Here is a 16,527-nt window from a genome sequence, read left to right on the forward strand (position 1 = left end):
TAATTTTATACAGGCACATACTGATACCAATCGTAAATTTCAGTATTGCCTGTTTTTTATAAAAACTTATAGGTATGCTCGGATATATATTGAAAGCAAATAAATACAATGATAAAGTGATAATAAGGAGTGTGGACACGATGAGTAGAGATTTATTTATTAAGAATGAATTCCAACAAAAATGGGTTAATAAAATAGAAAATCATAAAGCGTCATTACAAAAACACGCTGAAAAAAATGATTTAAATTCAGAATTTCCATATGAAAATATTAATTGGTTAATTGATGAAGGCTATACGAAAATTGTACTTCCAAAATCATATGGTGGCGAAGGTGCGACACCAGAAGATATCATTTTATTCCAAGAAACGCTAGGTAGAATTGATGGTGCGACGGCATTAGCCATTGGTTGGCATATGGGTGTAGTTGGTCAAATTTATCAAGAAAAATTATGGACACAAGAGTTATTAGATGAATTTGCAGAAGAAGTATTAAATGGTGCGATTGTTAATAGAGCTGTAAGTGAAGCGGAAACAGGCAGTCCAACTCGAGGTGCACGTCCAAGTACACATGCTGATCGTGACGGAGATCATTACATTATAAATGGTGTTAAGACATTTACAACAATGAGTCAAAGGTTAACGCATTTTCTTGTTGGTGCATATGTACCTGAAAAAGAAGCACTCGGTTTCTTTTTAATACCAAGAGAATCTGAAGGTTTATCAATAGCAGAGAATTGGAATATGGTAGGTATGCGTGCTACTGAAAGTCATGATTTAGTGTTAGATGATGTTAAAGTACATGAGAAATACTTAGTAGAAGTTGCGAATGGCCCAAGAGGCAATAATATCAACCCGTGGAATTTACATATTCCAGCAGTATACTTAGGTATTGGCCAAGCAGCACGAGATTATGCTGTTGATTTTGCAAATGAATATAGTCCTGGAAGTATCGATGGCGTAATTGCTGATATTCCAGCTGTTCAACAAAATATTGGTCAGATGGAATTAGAATTAACGACAGCAAGACATTATATATATAGTGTAATCAATAAATATTTAAATCCTTCTATAACAGATGCAGTTATAGATGTTGAATTAGGTGCAGCTAAACATGTTGTTGTGAATCACTCTATTAAAATCATCGATATCGCGATGAGAATTGTAGGTGCGAAAAGCTTACAAATGGAAAGACCGTTACAACGCTATTATAGAGATATAAGAGCTGGCTTACACAATCCACCGATGGATGATGTAACCATTACAAAATTAGCTAAAAAAGCTAGAGAAGAAAGAAGTAAACTTAAATAAAAGGATTGGGTTGGGACATAACATCATGTCTCAACCCAATTTTTTATTATAATTGATCTGTTTGTATGACTTTTTTACGTTTTTTACGTCTTGGTTTCATGCCTACTGACATATATAGTACGACAACCAAGATGACAATCATGCCAATAAGTTGCCACAATCCAAATGGTACTTTTAACCATAGAACTGAAGATATAACTGCTGTTACGGGTTCAAGCACACCAAATAATGCAGTTGTTTGTGGGCTAATATACTTCACGCTTTCTAAATACATCCAAAAAGCAAACATCGTTCCGAAAGTGATCACAAAGATGAAATAAATCACACCTTGAACATCTAATAAATGCCAAGGAAATGAGAAGTCTAAGTTGATAATTGAAAGTGCAATACCGCCAATAAACATTGACCAACCGATAACAACAAGAGATGGCCAATTTAAAAATAATTTAACAGCATATACAGTATAAAAAGCAGCTGCACAAGCTGTTAGTAATCCCCATACGATAGCATTTGGAGGGACTGATAATGTGGCATAATCACCATTTGTTAATAATAAGCTCGTTCCAAATAGTGAACACACAATAATGATGATATCTGTTATTCTAAACTTACTTTTTCTAGTAATTAGTAAATAAAGTAATATGACGACTGGTGCTAAAAATTGTAACAAAGTAGCGATCGCAACATTACCTTTATCAATTGTCGCCATAAATGTGTATTGCACACCTAACATGCCGAATAAAGCATATATAATCAATTGAAATAATGAATGTTTGACTCTAAATATATTTGTTAAAGGATGTTTCTGAATTAATTTTGCAATGAGCAAAAGGAAAAATCCACTTAATATCAATCTTTCAGCTACAAATAATGAAACAGGTAAATGATATTCTGTAAATAACTTTTCAGTAACTGTTCCACCTAATCCCCAAAAAGTAGCGCCAAGCATCACTAATAAAGTACCTTTTAGTTGTTTGTTTTGCACTTATAAGCCCCTCGATTCTAAAAGATGTTAATTAATTAATTTTAGCATTTGATAAATTATTAAACAATAAGTTGAAATGTTTTACTTGCAATTTTATAATATGCGTTCTTATAATGAACATAATGAGTTAAAAGTGAGGTTTCCGCATGAAATTTGTATTAATATCAGTTGGTATACTTGCTACTATATTAGGATTTGCTGGCGCTGTATTGCCGTTATTACCTACAACACCTTTTATATTATTAGCAGTATTTTGTTTTGCTAAAAGTTCAGATAAATTCCATAGTTGGTTAGTAAGCACAAAAGTTTATAAAGAATATGTAGAAGATTTTCAAAAATATAGAGGGTACACTTTAAAGAAAAAATTTGAACTGCTTATAAGTGTATATATCGTTGTAGGCTTTTCAATTTGGATGGTCGATCATTTTTATATTCGCATAGGTCTTTGCATCATGTTATTCTTCCAAACTGTTGTATTATTCACTTTTGTTAAAACTTTACCAAGTAAAAATAAATCATAATATTAAAATATCGATAAAATGACGTAACGTCTTTTATCGGTATTTTTTTGTTGTATTTGCAAACATCATTATTATTGTAAAATAGAATAAAAAAGTTATATAAATTTAAAAATTCTATTGCTATATATATTGAAGGGTTATATAATAGACAAAGATGAAAATGAGAGTCATTATCAATTGGGAGGATAATTATGAAGAAACTTTTAGTGTTTATTATGGCTTTAGCATTAGTTGTTGCTGCTTGTGGCAATAAATCTGATGAGAAAGAGAGCAGCAGTAAAACAAAATCAAGTAAAGATACAGTAAGTTATAAATTAGATGACGGTAAAAAAATAGATATCCCGAAAAACCCTAAACGTATTGTTGTATTAGCACCATCATACGTTGGTGGCTTATTACACTTAGGTGTTAAACCTGTGGGTGTACCAGCTTCTACAGATCAAACACCAATACTTAAAGATAGAATTAAAGGTATTGAAAAAGTTAGTGAAGACAATGTTGAACAAGTAGCTAAATTAAAACCAGACTTAATCATTACATATAACGCAGATAAAAACTTAAAGAAATATAATAAAATCGCACCAACAATTCCTTACGACTATGCAAAACACAATTACTTAGACATGCAAGTAGAATTAGGTAAATTAGTTGGTAAAGAAGATAAAGCAAAAGAATGGGTAGAAAAATGGAAGAAAGAAACTTCTAAAGACGGGAAAGAAATTAGAGATAAAATCGGCGAAGATACTACAGTATCAGTTATTGAAGCATTCCAAAAAGACATCTATACTTACGGTGAAAACTGGGGTAGAGGAACAGAAGTATTATACCAAGCATTCGGTTTAGCAATGCCAGAAAGCATTGAAAAAGATGTTAAGAAAGACGGTTGGAAAAAAATCTCTCAAGAAGAAATTGAAAAATATTCTGGAGATTACTTATTCTTACCAGTAACAAAAGGACAAGCAAAACCAGAATTCACTAAAACTGAATCATGGAAATCAATTCCAGCAGTTAAAAATGATAAAGTCATCGAAATTGATGCACAAACATTCTGGTATAACGATCCATATTCATTAGAAATGCAACGTAAATACTTAAAAGATGAAATTCTTAAAAAAGCTGAATAATCAATAGCAAATGCTATAACACCGATTCTCATTATCAGAATATAAAAAGCAGGGACGTCAGTCTCTGCTTTTTTATTGTCTTGGAAATTTACATATGTTTAAACATATGTTTTAATGTTTATAGGAGGTAAGTCACATTGAGTTCATCAAAAGAAGTTATCAAGAAAATTGAGAGAGATGGATGGTACCTGGTTAAGGTTGTAGGTAGTCATTATCATTATAAACATGATAAAAAGCCAGGGAAAGTCACAGTACCACATCCAAAAAAAGATTTACCTCGAGGTACTGAGTACTCAATTTTAAAACAAGCAGGATTATTATAACCTGCTTGTTACTTCTTTGATTTATAATTAAAAATACGCAAGATTTTATAATAGGAGTGGATGATATGAAATACCATTTTTATGCCTTATTAGAAAAAGAAGATAAATTTTACAATGTTTCATTTCCTGATCTGCCTGGAGCTAATACTTTTGGTGAAAATATAGAGGATGCTATTGATATGGCTTCTGATGCTCTAGGAGGTCATTTATTAGTAATGGAGGATGACCATGATTATATTCCTAATCCTACTAACTATCATGATCTTGCAAGAAATTTAAAAAGTCAGCAACAACTTCAGCTAGTTAAAGTAGACACAAATATTGTGAGGTTACGTGAAGAAAATAAGACGGTAAATAAAATGGTAACTCTCCCTAAATATATGGTAGAGTTAGGCAAAAAAAAGAAAATTAACTTTAGTCAGACTTTACAACGTGCACTTAGAAAGGAATTAGAATTAGGGGAAGGTCATAAAGAAGATTAAAGAACATTATATAAAAAATAAAAAATAAAAAGCAGGGACCCCGATGTCCCTGCTTTTAATATAGTTCATTATTTTGTTTCTTTCACGTATTGATCGTTAATTGTATGAATGGTTAAGCCTACGATATTCTTGTTGTGTTTTGCGAATGGTAAGCTTGCTAAGTAACCTACAATAAATGCGATAAAGAAACCGATAACGGATACTGTAAATGGTGTGATATCTGTTTTTCCTACAAAGTAAGAAACGATTGCTGCGACGATTAGTCCGATGATAACACCATAAGTATTGGCTTTCTTAGTGAATATACCTACTGCAAACACGCCGGCGATTGGTACACCGAATAGTCCTGTTACAAGTAAGAATAAATCCCAAGTTTCGTTTGTCTTTTGATTAATTAAGTATAATGATGCTAATGTACCAAAGACACCTGCAAGAATAATGATGATTCTTGCTAATAATACATCATTTTTAGCGTTATTTGTTTTAGAAAATCTTTGTTTTAAATCGACAACTACACAGGCTGAAATTGAGTTCAAGCTTGAAGAAATTGTTGATTGTGCTGCAGCAAATATAGCAGCGATTAATAATCCGCCAACAAATGGTGGAATTTGTGTCAGAATGAAATAAGGTACGATAGCTGATGTATTAAATCCTTCTGGTAAAGATGTAACATTATTATAGAAGGAATACAACACAGTTCCCATTCCGTAGAAGATAGGGATTGTAATAAACGCTAATAACCCGTTAGTCCATAATGATTTGTTTGTTGATGATATTGAACCAGTTGTTTGATAACGTTGAACGATATCTTGGCTGGCAGTGTATTGGTGTAAGTTATTAAAGATAGAACCAATAAATATAATTGGAATTGCAGCGGCAGCAGTCCCGAATTTCCAGTTATCCACTGAGACAAACTTCTTATCTTGTACAGCTTCATTTAAGACTGTACCGAAGTTTCCATCAATTTGGAAAGCACCTAAGAAGATAACGGCAACAGCACCACCTAATAAGATAATACCTTGAATAACGTCGCTCCAAATAACCCCTTCTATACCGCCCATAAACGTATAGATAACACATAATAATCCAACTAACGCTGCGATTAAATATGGGTTAATATCTGAAACGGAAGTGATTGCTAATGTTGGTAAATAAATAACAATCGCAACACGACCAATATGGAATAATGTAAATGCTAAAGATCCAATAACACGCATTGTGATACCAAATCTTTCTTCCAAATATTCATAAGCTGTTGTTACATCAAGCTTTCTGAAGAATGGAATATAGAAATAAATCAGTAATGGAATGATCGCGATAATGGCGATATTTCCTGCTGCATAAGACCAGTCTGTATTAAATGCTCTTTCTGGTGTTCCCATATAAGTAATCGCACTTAAAGTTGTCGCATAAATTGAGAATCCAACTGCCCATGCAGGGACTCTACCTTTTGCTTTGAAGAACGCGTCTGTATCTTGACCAGCTCTTTTTGTAAAATATACACCTACTAATAACGTTGCAATTAAATATAAAATTAATGCAATCCAGTTTCCTGTACCAAATCCTACTTCATTCATAATATGACATCCCCTTTGTACATCAAATAATTATAAATTGTATTTAGAAACAAGTTCTTTAACTTTTTTGAGTGATGCTTCATCTAATGGCGCGAGTGGTCGTTTAGTCGTACCAGCCTCAATGCCATTTTCATTAAGAACAGCTTTTAAAGTAGGATAAATACCTAAAGCTAATACTTGCTCAATAATATCGTTTGTTTCATGTTGAATTTCATATGCTTGTTCAATTTTGCCTTCTTTAGCTAAATTAAAGATTTGTCTAGCACGTTGTCCATTGATGTTATAAGTTGAACCAATCGCACCATCTACACCTGACACAGCAGCTTGAATAAGCATTTCATCAAAGCCAGAAAGTATTAATTTGTCTGGGAATGCTTTTCTAATTCTTTCTAATAAGTAGAAGTCAGCAGCAGTATATTTAATACCGATGATTTTTTCATTTTCGAAAAGTTCTTCAAATTGTTGTATAGATAAGTTAACACCAGTTAATGCTGGAATTGAATAAATAATCATTTCATTACCAGTAGCTTCAATGATGGCATTGTAGTAATACTTGATCTCTTCGAATTTGAATGGGTAATAAAATGGTGTTACAGCTGATAACGCATCATAACCTAATTCTGTAGCAAATTTACCTAATTCGATCGATTCGTTTAAATCTAATGCACCAACTTGTGCGATTAATTTAGCGTCTGATCCTACTTCGTCTTTAACAATTTCAAAGACTTTCTTCTTCTGTTCAGTATTCATTAAGAAATTTTCACCAGAACTACCATTTACATATAAACCATCTACTTGTTGTTTATCGATATTTTGGCGAATGATTTGTCTTAAACCTGATTCTAAAATATTGCCTTCCTCATCAAATGGCACGAGTAATGCAGAATATAATCCTTTCATTTAAAAAAAACTCCTTTATATTTATTAATTGATAATATTGTCAGACCAATTTATAATCATATTGTAAGCGAATACATATTCTTCTGTCAATCGTTTTATTATTTGATACATCACTTATGATAAAATAAATAATTAAGAGGAGGTAGGTAAAATGATGAAACGAACATCACTCGTTGATGTGGCTGTTGAAAAATTAAAAGAATATATAGCAGAACATCAATTTGATAATGGAGATAAACTACCTTCAGAGAAAATGCTTGTCGAACAATTAGGGGTGAGTCGCACAGTTGTGAGAGAAGCGATTAGTCGCTTGCAGCAAAGTGGTCTCATTCAAGTTAAATCAGGAAGTGGCATGTTTATAACAGAGAAGAATAAACATTTATCAATGCTTTTTGAGTCACATATGAAAGTGCATGGTTTTAAAATTAAAGAATTACTGGAAGTGCGTAAAATATTAGAACTTGGTGCGATACGACTCTTAATAGAAAATAAAATCGTAATCGATGCGAATAAACTAAGAGATTTGAATGATATTTATTATGAGTCTTTCAACAAATCTCAAAAATTTGCGCATTATGATTCAGCCTTTCATGAAACGATTATTATCTTTACTGAAAATCAAACATTAATCACGATGAGTAAAGTTATTAAAGAGTATTTCGATAAGAACCAGTTTAATCAAATCGTTGATAAAGAAGATATAGAAAAATCTTACAAAGAACATGCTGATTTAATAGAAGCAATTGAGAAACAAAATTTAACTTTAGCACATGACATTATTAATAAACATCTGTCTAGAGTCGTTGAGTGGATAGAAGAATTGGAGCAAAAATGATGGGTAAATTAGATAAGATTGAAGTCCAAAGTTTGAAGTCACAAGTATTACAAGAAATTAAACAATATATTTTGGATAAAGGCATGACAGAAGGGGATCGCTTACCGACAGAACGTGCGTTTACTGAAATGTATGGTGTGAGTCGTTCAGTTGTAAGAGAAGCTTTGAGTTATCTAGAACATACAGGTGTGATCGAGACAGTTCAAGGAAGAGGAACGGTTATCAAAGCACCAGATATCTCTAGTTTAGTTGAAGGATTTCTATTTAGTTTTCAAGTCGCAAATGGTTCGAAAAATGATTTACTTTCATTGAGAATTATTTTTGAATGTGCAGCTATTGAAGAAATCGTTAAATTGGATAAAGATATCAGTGAATTAAAAGCAATTGTAAATGAAGATGTTATCAATCATTATGAGAATGATAAAGCATTTCATCAAACGTTATTAAGTACTACAGGAAATGTATTATTTGAACAATTAAGCTCTGTTATTCAGTCTTACTTCTATCATATTGAAGAAGAAGGGAAAGAAATTAATTATATTCAAACGAATGAAATGCATAAGAAAATTATCGAAGCAATTGCCAACAAAGATGTGCAATTAGCTAAAGAACTTATGACGACACATTTGTCTTTTTAGGAGGATATTATGAAAATTGCAATTGATATAGGTGGTACATTTATTAAAGCTGGTGCAATTGATGATCACCACACAATACATAGTTATCAAAAAATTGAAACACCACATAATAAAGATGGGGGTATTGTTGAAGCGGTTAAAGGCATCGTTGAATCATATACTAAAGAATTTAACTTAAATAAACCTGAAGTTGGTATTTCTACAGCAGGTGTCGTGGATTCACATAAAGGTGAAATTACATATGCTGGACCTACGATACCATATTATAATGGTACAAATTTTAAACAATCATTAGCAGATATTGCTGGTAAAGTAGCGGTTAATAACGATGTATCATGCGCGTTACTTGGTGAATTGTTAACGTTTGATAGAGCAGTTCAATCGATATTTTTAATGACGATTGGTACAGGTATAGGTGGCGCATATTATGAAAATCAATTATTAGAAGGTAAAAAGTATAGAGCATGTGAAATAGGCTATTTATTATATGATAAAGAAACGGATACAACATATGAAGATAGAGGCTCAACGACCGCTTTAAAAAAATTAATCAGTGCCAATTACAATGAAGAGGTTCAAGTCGAGAAATTATTTGATTTGGCGTATCAAAATGATGAAAAAGCTCAAGACATCCTTAATCAATGGGCTAAACACGTAGCAGAAGGTATTGCGCAAGTTCAAATTATGTTTGATCCAGAAATAATACTGATTGGCGGAGGTATTTCTAAACAAGAAGAAAGACTACTTTCATTGATTGAACCATTTATCGATGATTATTTACCAACTGATTATGGTCATGCCAAAATTGAAGTCACTTCAAAAGGAAATGATTCAGCTTTATATGGTGCTATTTCATGTTTATAAAATAATTGTTAACCTGTAATTTACATTGGTTAACAATGTGGTATAATATCGTTATCTTATATTAGGAGTGAAGAATTTGAAAACTAAAGATATCGTTATTATAGCAATGTTTACTGCTTTTATTTCAGTATTAGCATTTATACCACCAATTCCATTACCGTTTATGCCGGTACCAATCGTTCTACAAAATATTGGTATCATATTAGCGGGATGTTTATTAGGATATAAAAGAGGTACATTAAGTGTAATTATCTTCTTATTACTTGTTGCAACAGGACTGCCATTATTATCAGGTGTTAGAGGTGGACTAGGTGTATTCTTTGGTCCATCTGCTGGTTATTTATTTGGCTACCCAGTTGTTGCATTTTTAATTGGATTCTTTATAGATAGAAAGTGGAAAGAGCTCTCGTTTACATATGCGTTAACAATTAATATTGTCATTGGGGTTCTATTACTCAATTTAATTGGCGGATTTGTGATGGGTGAGTTTATGAATATTTCAATCGCTAAAAGATACATATTAGCAGCAACGTTCTTACCAGGTGATATTGTTAAAGCAATATTAGCAACTATGTTATTATTTAGCTTGAAGAACGTACCCGAAATAAAACGATTAAGAAATACTTAATGAGGTGAATAACGATGGTTTCATTTAAAGATATAGAAACAGATGGAAAGGTTTTGACTGAAACAAATAGGTATATACATTACCAAACATTGGATAAACGTATTCAGTATGATTCTAACAAAATTGTATATAAAGAAATGCCAGACATAGATACGTTTAAAGCAGATGAAGCAATGTTAAAAGAAATCCATGAAAAAAATAATCAGCCTTTTCTTAAATTTGTCTTTCCTGAAAATGAAACAATCGATATTGAATTAAGAGAATATTTAAAATTTCAAGGTTATGAAACAGGTTGGTTAGAATTATATATCAATGCTGAGAAGAACTTTGAAAGTGATGCCAATCAAGACATTGAAGTTGTTCTAACGAATGAGGATAACATTGTTGATTTTTTGAACGTATCATATGAACAAGATGAAGCATATGGCAAAGATTATGCAGAGCTTAAAGTTGAATTAAATAAAAAACAATTACATAGTGATAATCCGATTCAAGTATTATCTTATTATAAAGGTAAGCCTGCAGGTATGTTGCTTATATGGATGAATGAGAAGTATGTAGAATTAGATAGCTTTGGTGTTCGAGAAATATATAGAAGGTTAGGTATAGGAACGAAAATGCAAGCCTTCGTAGCAGAAATCGCTAAAGATAAACCAATAATTCTTGTAGCTGATGGTGAAGATACAGCTAAAGATATGTATAAAAGACAAGGTTATATTTATAGTGGATTTCAATTTGAAACATTAAAAGAATACAAATAAAAACAGGTTGAGGCAGCAATGATGTCTCAACCTGTTTATTTATTGTTAGGATTGGTTTTGTATTCTATTAGCGTGGCTATATACATTAAAGCTGCCATCTCTTATAAATCCAACGGCTGTTATATTTAAATCATGTGCTAATCCAATTGCTAAGTTAGTTGGTGCTGATTTAGACAAGATTATGCCAACACCAATTTTAGATGCTTTGATTAATATTTCCGAGGAAATTCTTCCACTAAAGATGAGTACTTTATTTCTGATTGGAATGTCATGTTCTATACAATAACCATATAATTTATCTAATGCGTTATGTCTACCAATATCGGATCGATGTAAATAGAAGCCATCTCCATCACTTATGGCCGCATTATGCAAACCACCTGTTTCTTTGAAAATCTTACTTTCTTCATGTAGTTTATCCATCATAGTTATAATTTGTTGAGGCGTAATGTTTATTTTAGATTGTGACACTTTGGCTGTTACGGCATCGTTATTAAAATAGAACGCTCTACTTTTACCACAACACGACGAAATCATGCGTTGAGTATTCTTTTTGAAATTGACATCAATCTCTTTCGTGAGTTCTACATGTGCAAAACCTTTAGAATCGTCTATTGAAATAGATTTAATTTCAGATTTCTTCTTTATAACTCCTTCAGAAGCAATAAATCCGAGCACGAGTTCTTCTAAATCTTTAGGTGAACAAACGATTGTTGCAAACTCTTCTCCGTTTATAATAATCGTAATAGGAAATTCTGTTACGTAGCTATCCGTTGTCTCAATAAATTGACCGTTTTGGTATTTTAATATTGGCAGATTGTAAGTCATATTTTGCTTCATAATAATTCCCCATTTAAATAATTGTTTAATAGGTTTATTTTACTTTGTAACCTACTAATAATAAAGTGAAAGCACTTTCAAAATATATTGTGATTTCATATAATAAATGTAAGTGAAATCATGGAGGGGTAAAAATGGGTAAGACTAAACATCAAGGTCCTATGAAGAAAGATTTAAAGCCGGCACCAGAATTTTGGGTGAGTCCAATACCTTTTGGACTAGGTAAAGTAAAGCCTAAACATATAAGAGATACAATGAAAATAGTTTGGGATAATAAAGATAATTTAAATTACGCTAAAAATATTATCACTAAAGGTGTCTGTGACGGTTGTGCATTAGGTGTATCTGGATTAAGCGATCAAACTTTAACCGGTCCTCACATGTGTACAACACGATTTAATGTTTTAAGACTCAATACAATGCCAGAAATTAAACCAGAAATTTTACATCAAGATATAGATGAATTGAGAAAATATAATAGCACAGAATTAAGACAATTAGGTCGTATTCCTTATCCAATGATGAGACGAAAAGGCGATCGTAAGTTTATACGTATTTCTTGGGAAGAAGCGATGCAAACAATAGCTCAAAAAATGAAATCATTGAATCCGAGAAATTATGCTTTTTATTTAACTTCAAGAGGTATTACGAATGAATCATATTATGTTGCAGGTAAAGTCGCGAGATATTTAGGTGCTAACAATATCGACAATGCTTCTAGAATATGTCATTCACCTAGTAAAACGGCGATGAAACGTTCAGTAGGTGTAGGTGCTTCAACAGCAAATTACCAAGACTGGATAGGTACGGACGTATTACTGTTTTGGGGAAGTGTAGCATCTAATGCTTCGCCTGTTTCAACTAAATATATGCTTGAAGCAAAGAAAAAAGGAACAAAAATCATCGTTATCAATCCATATAAAGAACCAGCAATGGATAAATATTGGATTCCATCTGTGGCAGAATCAGCATTATTTGGTACAAATGTTGCTGACGAATTCTACCAAGTTAATATCGGTGGTGACATTGCATTTATGCACGGTATTATGAAACACTGGTTTGAAATGGAAGAACAAGCATATGGTTCTGCAATTAATCATAAGTTTGTTGAAGAACATGTTACAAACTATGAAGAACTTAAAGAAACAGTCGAGAAGCAGTCTTGGGAAGAGATTGAACAATCAAGTGGTATTTCTAAAAATCAAATTTACAAATTAGCGCTTGAACTTGCCAATGCTCAAAATGCTGTATTTGCCTGGGCGCTTGGATTAACGATGCATGAGTTTGCGACGGATAATATATCACAAGTATGTAATTTAGCTTTATTAAGAGGATTCTTAGGTAGAAAACATAGCGGTCTAATGCCGTTTAGAGGACATTCTAGTGTGCAAGGTACTGGAGAAATGGGCTGTGATCCATTTGTATTACCAGGCGGTGCTTTTGATGGAGAAAATAAAAAGCGTATTGAGAAGTTATGGGGATTTGATATTGCGGATTGGCAAGGAGATACGGTTGGTGTAACGTTAGAAAATATTATGTTACCAGATGATCATGAACGTAAAATTAAATGTTATTACATGTCCGGTGGGAATTTCTTAGAAACGATGCCTGACCCAACATTTATACAAAAAGCTTTAGAGAATTTAGAACTTAGAGTACATCAAGATATTATTTTAAATACATCTACTTTAGTTGATGCGAAAGAAACGGTTATTGTTTTACCTGCCAAGACACGATATGAGCAAGATGGTGGTGGCACGTCTACTTCGACAGAACGCATGGTTTATTACTCACCAGTAATTGAAGGGAATCAAAATAGAATAAAAGAAGCAAGATCAGAGTGGCAAATATATATTGATTTAGCTAAACGTGTTAAACCTGAACAAGCACATTTAATTGATTTTAAAGATGGTCAGTCTATTAGAGAAGAGATTGCTAAAGCAAATCCAGATTATGATGGTATCCAACATTTAAAAAATCAAGGAGATGTCTTCCAGTGGGGTGGCGCTTGGTTATGTGAAGATGGTATTTGTCCAACTGAAGATGGCAAAGGTCATTTAATCAGTGTAGACATTCCAGACTTAAACAGACAACCTGATGATTTCATGTTAACGACAAGAAGAGGTAAACAATTTAACTCAATGGTATATGGTGATTATGAATCCTTTAACCATGGTGGAAGATATGATGTATTAATGAATAAAGAAGATGCTGATAGGTTAAGCATCGCTGAAGGTGAAGGAGTTGTATTACATAATGGATTCGGCGTATTCCAAGGTGTCGCAAAATATGTAGATATATTAAAAGGGAACATTGAAGTCTATTTCCCTGAAGGCAACTACTTATTACCTAGAGGTAGATATGAGAAATACGCTAAGATTCCTGATTACAACATAACAGTCAAAGTAGAAAAAGCGGACAGATTTAACGCTAAAAAAGATAGAGACTATTATGAAAAACCGATTAAAGATTTAGAAGAAATACCGATGCAATAATAGGTAGGGAGTAGCCTCAAATAAATAAGGATATTCCCTATAATTACAAATTTCACTATACTTTAAGGATAATTTGTGAAAAAATGTACTTGAGCCTTACAATAGTATAAATAAAGGTGTAAATTAAGTTTGTACATATCTAAAAAGGAAGGAAAGAAGTCATGAAAAGATTTTTAACATTAGTCTTTGCTTTGTTACTTGTATTAGCTGGTTGTAGCACAGAATCTAACCAAGATAAAGCTAAAAAAGAAACTGAAAGCAAGACGTTAACAGTATCAGCAGCAGCAAGTTTGACAGATGTTTCTAAAGCTCTAGAAAAAGAATTTAAGAAGAAGCATCCGAATACGAATATTAAATTCAATTACGGTGGTTCAGGTAGTTTACGTAAACAAGTAGAAGCTGGCGCAGATGTAGACGTATTAATGTCTGCTAACACTTCTGATGTTGATAAATTACAAGATAGTAAAAAAGTTAAAGAAGTTTATGATTACGCTAAAAATAAATTAATTATCATTAAATACGAAAACTCTAGCATCAAAAATATTAAAGATGTTAGTGCACCAAACAAAGTCGCAATTGGTGAAGAAAAAAGTGTACCAGCAGGTCGTTACGCTGTAGAATATTTGAAAAAAGAAGATTTATATAACGGCATGACAAGTACATTTGTTTTCGCTAAAGATGTAAAACAAGTATTAAACTATGTTCAAAAAGAAAATGCAGAAGCAGGATTTGTATACGCAACAGATATGTATAAAGGTAAAGATAAAAAAGTCGATAACGTTGTTAAATTAGCGGATGCACCTTTAGATCATCCAATTACTTATAGAGCTGGTCTTGTTACTGACAAGAAAGAAGCTAAAGAATGGTTTGAATTCTTAAAATCAAAAGAAGCTAAAGAAATTCTTAAAGAATATCACTTTGAAGGATAGGAGATAAAGCTATGCCAGACTTAACACCACTATGGATATCAATTAAAGTAACAATTATCAGTACAATCATTGTGTGTATCCTAGGTATTATTCTGGCAAAGTTGATGCTCAATTATAAAGGTAAATTAAAGCCTGTAGTTGAAAGCATCATTATGCTTCCAATCGTATTACCACCGACAGTTATGGGTTTTATACTCCTTATTGTCTTCGGTAAGAATAAGTTTTTCGGTCAATTTTTATCTGATGTATTGCATATCAATGTGATTTTTACGTGGGTAGGTGCAGTAATAGCAGCGATTATTGTAAGTTTGCCGCTAATGTATCAACATGTAATGAATGGATTTCAATCTATTAATCCAAAGATGCTTAACTCAGCAAGAACGATGGGTGCTAGTGAAGGGAAAATTTTTAGAACGATTATTTTACCGTTATCTAAACGTTCCATTTTCTCGGGTGTTGTGATGAGTTTTGCTAGAGGGTTAGGAGAATTTGGAGCAACGCTTATGATTGCTGGCTATATTCCTGGTTTAACGAACACATTGCCATTAGAAATTTATTTCTTAGTGCAAGCTGGTGAGGAACACAAAGCATGGTTATGGGTTATTGTACTGATCGCATTTGCAGTTTGTGTGATTAGCTCACTTAATATATTAAATCAAAAGAATCATAAATGGGAGTAGATATGGATGATTGATATATCAATTAAAAAGTTAATTAAAGACAGAACGATATCATTAAATATCCAAGCTGACACTCCGAAAATTTATGCGATAGTTGGTCGATCAGGTATAGGTAAATCCACATTATTAAATATTATTGCAGGTCTTACTGAAGCGGAAACTTGCAGAATAGAAATTAATCAAAAAGTGCTCAGTGATCAAAAGCATGTGATTAAAGTGCAAGATAGAAATATTGGCTATCTGTTTCAAGATTATCAACTTTTTCCGCATAAGACAGTTCATGAAAATATTCATTACATGATTGAGCCTAATAAAGAGACAGAGCAATTGATTAAACATTTACGTATAGAAAATTGTTTAAATCAATATCCATCTACGTTATCTGGTGGAGAGTCACAAAGAGTTGCATTATGTAGAGTATTAAGTGTCAAACCTAACTTATTACTTTTAGATGAACCATTTTCAAGTTTAGATGATGAAACAAAAGATGAAGGTATGGCGTTAGTAAAGTCCATTTTCAAGACTTGGCAAATACCGATTATACTTGTGTCTCATTCTAAAAAAGAAGTTCAAATTTTAGCAGATGAAGTTATCGAAATTAGTTAACAGTTCATTGTAAGGTGAAAAATAAATAA

General features: G+C 32.3%; 18 protein-coding genes. 14 read left to right on the plus strand and 4 right to left on the minus strand.

Features of this window, described 5'->3' with window-relative positions; genetic code table 11:
- Nucleotides 1-140 precede the first annotated feature (140 nt).
- Nucleotides 141-1,310, plus strand: coding sequence for an acyl-CoA dehydrogenase family protein (locus tag LQ617_RS11645; protein WP_204188425.1), 1,170 nt, complete (start codon nt 141-143; stop codon nt 1,308-1,310).
- Between the two features lie 46 nt (nt 1,311-1,356).
- Here LQ617_RS11645 and LQ617_RS11650 read toward each other — a convergent pair whose 3' ends face one another.
- Complete coding sequence (locus LQ617_RS11650) at nt 1,357-2,295, minus strand: DMT family transporter (RefSeq protein WP_037589061.1); 939 nt, start codon at nt 2,293-2,295, stop codon at nt 1,357-1,359.
- A gap of 146 nt (nt 2,296-2,441) precedes the next feature.
- Between LQ617_RS11650 and LQ617_RS11655 the strand changes: the two genes are divergently transcribed.
- The 4 genes from LQ617_RS11655 (at nt 2,442) to LQ617_RS11670 (ending at nt 4,745) form a co-directional block, all read left to right on the plus strand.
- Nucleotides 2,442-2,816 carry a YbaN family protein gene (locus LQ617_RS11655; RefSeq protein ID WP_025906841.1) on the plus strand — a complete coding sequence of 125 codons (375 nt, stop codon included), beginning with the start codon at nt 2,442-2,444 and terminating at the stop codon, nt 2,814-2,816.
- A gap of 191 nt (nt 2,817-3,007) precedes the next feature.
- Nucleotides 3,008-3,940 carry an ABC transporter substrate-binding protein gene (locus tag LQ617_RS11660; RefSeq protein ID WP_126477747.1) on the plus strand — a complete coding sequence of 311 codons (933 nt, stop codon included), beginning with the start codon at nt 3,008-3,010 and terminating at the stop codon, nt 3,938-3,940.
- A gap of 137 nt (nt 3,941-4,077) precedes the next feature.
- Nucleotides 4,078-4,263, plus strand: coding sequence for a type II toxin-antitoxin system HicA family toxin (locus tag LQ617_RS11665; protein ID WP_232174430.1), 186 nt, complete (start codon nt 4,078-4,080; stop codon nt 4,261-4,263).
- A gap of 65 nt (nt 4,264-4,328) precedes the next feature.
- Nucleotides 4,329-4,745: a type II toxin-antitoxin system HicB family antitoxin gene (locus LQ617_RS11670; protein WP_191836509.1), complete on the plus strand. Its 417-nt coding sequence runs from the start codon at nt 4,329-4,331 to the stop codon at nt 4,743-4,745.
- Nucleotides 4,746-4,813: 68 nt separating this feature from the next.
- On the opposite strand, the gene LQ617_RS11675 is transcribed toward LQ617_RS11670, so the two are convergent.
- Nucleotides 4,814-6,322 carry a sodium:solute symporter family protein gene (locus LQ617_RS11675; RefSeq protein WP_037589058.1) on the minus strand — a complete coding sequence of 503 codons (1,509 nt, stop codon included), beginning with the start codon at nt 6,320-6,322 and terminating at the stop codon, nt 4,814-4,816.
- Nucleotides 6,323-6,352: 30 nt separating this feature from the next.
- Nucleotides 6,353-7,222, minus strand: a complete 870-nt coding sequence (locus LQ617_RS11680; RefSeq protein WP_204174858.1) for an N-acetylneuraminate lyase — start codon at nt 7,220-7,222, stop codon at nt 6,353-6,355.
- Nucleotides 7,223-7,373: 151 nt separating this feature from the next.
- Between LQ617_RS11680 and LQ617_RS11685 the strand changes: the two genes are divergently transcribed.
- The 5 genes from LQ617_RS11685 (at nt 7,374) to LQ617_RS11705 (ending at nt 10,948) form a co-directional block, all read left to right on the plus strand.
- Nucleotides 7,374-8,057: a FadR/GntR family transcriptional regulator gene (locus tag LQ617_RS11685; protein ID WP_048541137.1), complete on the plus strand. Its 684-nt coding sequence runs from the start codon at nt 7,374-7,376 to the stop codon at nt 8,055-8,057.
- Nucleotides 8,057-8,695, plus strand: coding sequence for a FadR/GntR family transcriptional regulator (locus tag LQ617_RS11690; protein ID WP_126477750.1), 639 nt, complete (start codon nt 8,057-8,059; stop codon nt 8,693-8,695). Before LQ617_RS11685 ends, LQ617_RS11690 begins: the two co-directional genes overlap by 1 nt.
- 9 nt (nt 8,696-8,704) lie before the next feature.
- Nucleotides 8,705-9,559 carry an ROK family protein gene (locus LQ617_RS11695; RefSeq protein ID WP_126477751.1) on the plus strand — a complete coding sequence of 285 codons (855 nt, stop codon included), beginning with the start codon at nt 8,705-8,707 and terminating at the stop codon, nt 9,557-9,559.
- Between the two features lie 76 nt (nt 9,560-9,635).
- Entirely contained in the window at nt 9,636-10,187 is a 552-nt protein-coding gene (locus LQ617_RS11700) for a biotin transporter BioY (protein ID WP_239740457.1), read from the plus strand.
- Between the two features lie 14 nt (nt 10,188-10,201).
- Nucleotides 10,202-10,948, plus strand: coding sequence for a GNAT family N-acetyltransferase (locus LQ617_RS11705; RefSeq protein ID WP_037589052.1), 747 nt, complete (start codon nt 10,202-10,204; stop codon nt 10,946-10,948).
- 45 nt (nt 10,949-10,993) lie between these two features.
- Here LQ617_RS11705 and fdhD read toward each other — a convergent pair whose 3' ends face one another.
- Nucleotides 10,994-11,788, minus strand: coding sequence for a formate dehydrogenase accessory sulfurtransferase FdhD (gene fdhD / locus LQ617_RS11710; RefSeq protein WP_126477752.1), 795 nt, complete (start codon nt 11,786-11,788; stop codon nt 10,994-10,996).
- Nucleotides 11,789-11,922: 134 nt separating this feature from the next.
- Here fdhD and LQ617_RS11715 point away from each other — a divergent pair, with 134 nt between their 5' ends.
- From LQ617_RS11715 to LQ617_RS11730, 4 genes are all read left to right on the plus strand, one after another.
- On the plus strand, nt 11,923-14,283 hold the full coding sequence (locus LQ617_RS11715) for an FdhF/YdeP family oxidoreductase (protein ID WP_126477753.1): 2,361 nt from the start codon (nt 11,923-11,925) through the stop codon (nt 14,281-14,283).
- A gap of 161 nt (nt 14,284-14,444) precedes the next feature.
- Nucleotides 14,445-15,212, plus strand: coding sequence for a molybdate ABC transporter substrate-binding protein (gene modA / locus LQ617_RS11720; protein WP_037589049.1), 768 nt, complete (start codon nt 14,445-14,447; stop codon nt 15,210-15,212).
- Between the two features lie 11 nt (nt 15,213-15,223).
- The gene (modB, locus tag LQ617_RS11725) at nt 15,224-15,892 is read left to right on the plus strand and encodes a molybdate ABC transporter permease subunit (protein WP_037589047.1); all 669 of its coding nucleotides are present in this window, start codon (nt 15,224-15,226) and stop codon (nt 15,890-15,892) included.
- 6 nt (nt 15,893-15,898) lie between these two features.
- Entirely contained in the window at nt 15,899-16,498 is a 600-nt protein-coding gene (locus LQ617_RS11730) for an ATP-binding cassette domain-containing protein (protein WP_037589046.1), read from the plus strand.
- Nucleotides 16,499-16,527 lie beyond the last annotated feature (29 nt).

It is taken from the genome of Mammaliicoccus sp. P-M59 (assembly GCF_022386135.1).
GTDB lineage: Bacteria > Bacillota > Bacilli > Staphylococcales > Staphylococcaceae > Mammaliicoccus > Mammaliicoccus sciuri_A.

Excerpts from the sequence above, each read along its gene's own strand:
- LQ617_RS11685 (WP_048541137.1), top strand. The coding sequence starts at position 7,374 with ATGATGAAACGAACATCACTCGTTGATGTGGCTGTTGAAAAATTAAAA.
- LQ617_RS11680 (WP_204174858.1), bottom strand. The coding sequence starts at position 7,222 with ATGAAAGGATTATATTCTGCATTACTCGTGCCATTTGATGAGGAAGGC.
- modA (WP_037589049.1), top strand. The coding sequence starts at position 14,445 with ATGAAAAGATTTTTAACATTAGTCTTTGCTTTGTTACTTGTATTAGCT.
- LQ617_RS11670 (WP_191836509.1), top strand. The coding sequence starts at position 4,329 with ATGAAATACCATTTTTATGCCTTATTAGAAAAAGAAGATAAATTTTAC.
- LQ617_RS11660 (WP_126477747.1), top strand. The coding sequence starts at position 3,008 with ATGAAGAAACTTTTAGTGTTTATTATGGCTTTAGCATTAGTTGTTGCT.
- LQ617_RS11645 (WP_204188425.1), top strand. The coding sequence starts at position 141 with ATGAGTAGAGATTTATTTATTAAGAATGAATTCCAACAAAAATGGGTT.
- modB (WP_037589047.1), top strand. The coding sequence starts at position 15,224 with ATGCCAGACTTAACACCACTATGGATATCAATTAAAGTAACAATTATC.
- LQ617_RS11655 (WP_025906841.1), top strand. The coding sequence starts at position 2,442 with ATGAAATTTGTATTAATATCAGTTGGTATACTTGCTACTATATTAGGA.
- LQ617_RS11715 (WP_126477753.1), top strand. The coding sequence starts at position 11,923 with ATGGGTAAGACTAAACATCAAGGTCCTATGAAGAAAGATTTAAAGCCG.
- LQ617_RS11695 (WP_126477751.1), top strand. The coding sequence starts at position 8,705 with ATGAAAATTGCAATTGATATAGGTGGTACATTTATTAAAGCTGGTGCA.
- LQ617_RS11730 (WP_037589046.1), top strand. The coding sequence starts at position 15,899 with ATGATTGATATATCAATTAAAAAGTTAATTAAAGACAGAACGATATCA.
- LQ617_RS11705 (WP_037589052.1), top strand. The coding sequence starts at position 10,202 with ATGGTTTCATTTAAAGATATAGAAACAGATGGAAAGGTTTTGACTGAA.
- fdhD (WP_126477752.1), bottom strand. The coding sequence starts at position 11,788 with ATGAAGCAAAATATGACTTACAATCTGCCAATATTAAAATACCAAAAC.
- LQ617_RS11690 (WP_126477750.1), top strand. The coding sequence starts at position 8,057 with ATGGGTAAATTAGATAAGATTGAAGTCCAAAGTTTGAAGTCACAAGTA.
- LQ617_RS11675 (WP_037589058.1), bottom strand. The coding sequence starts at position 6,322 with ATGAATGAAGTAGGATTTGGTACAGGAAACTGGATTGCATTAATTTTA.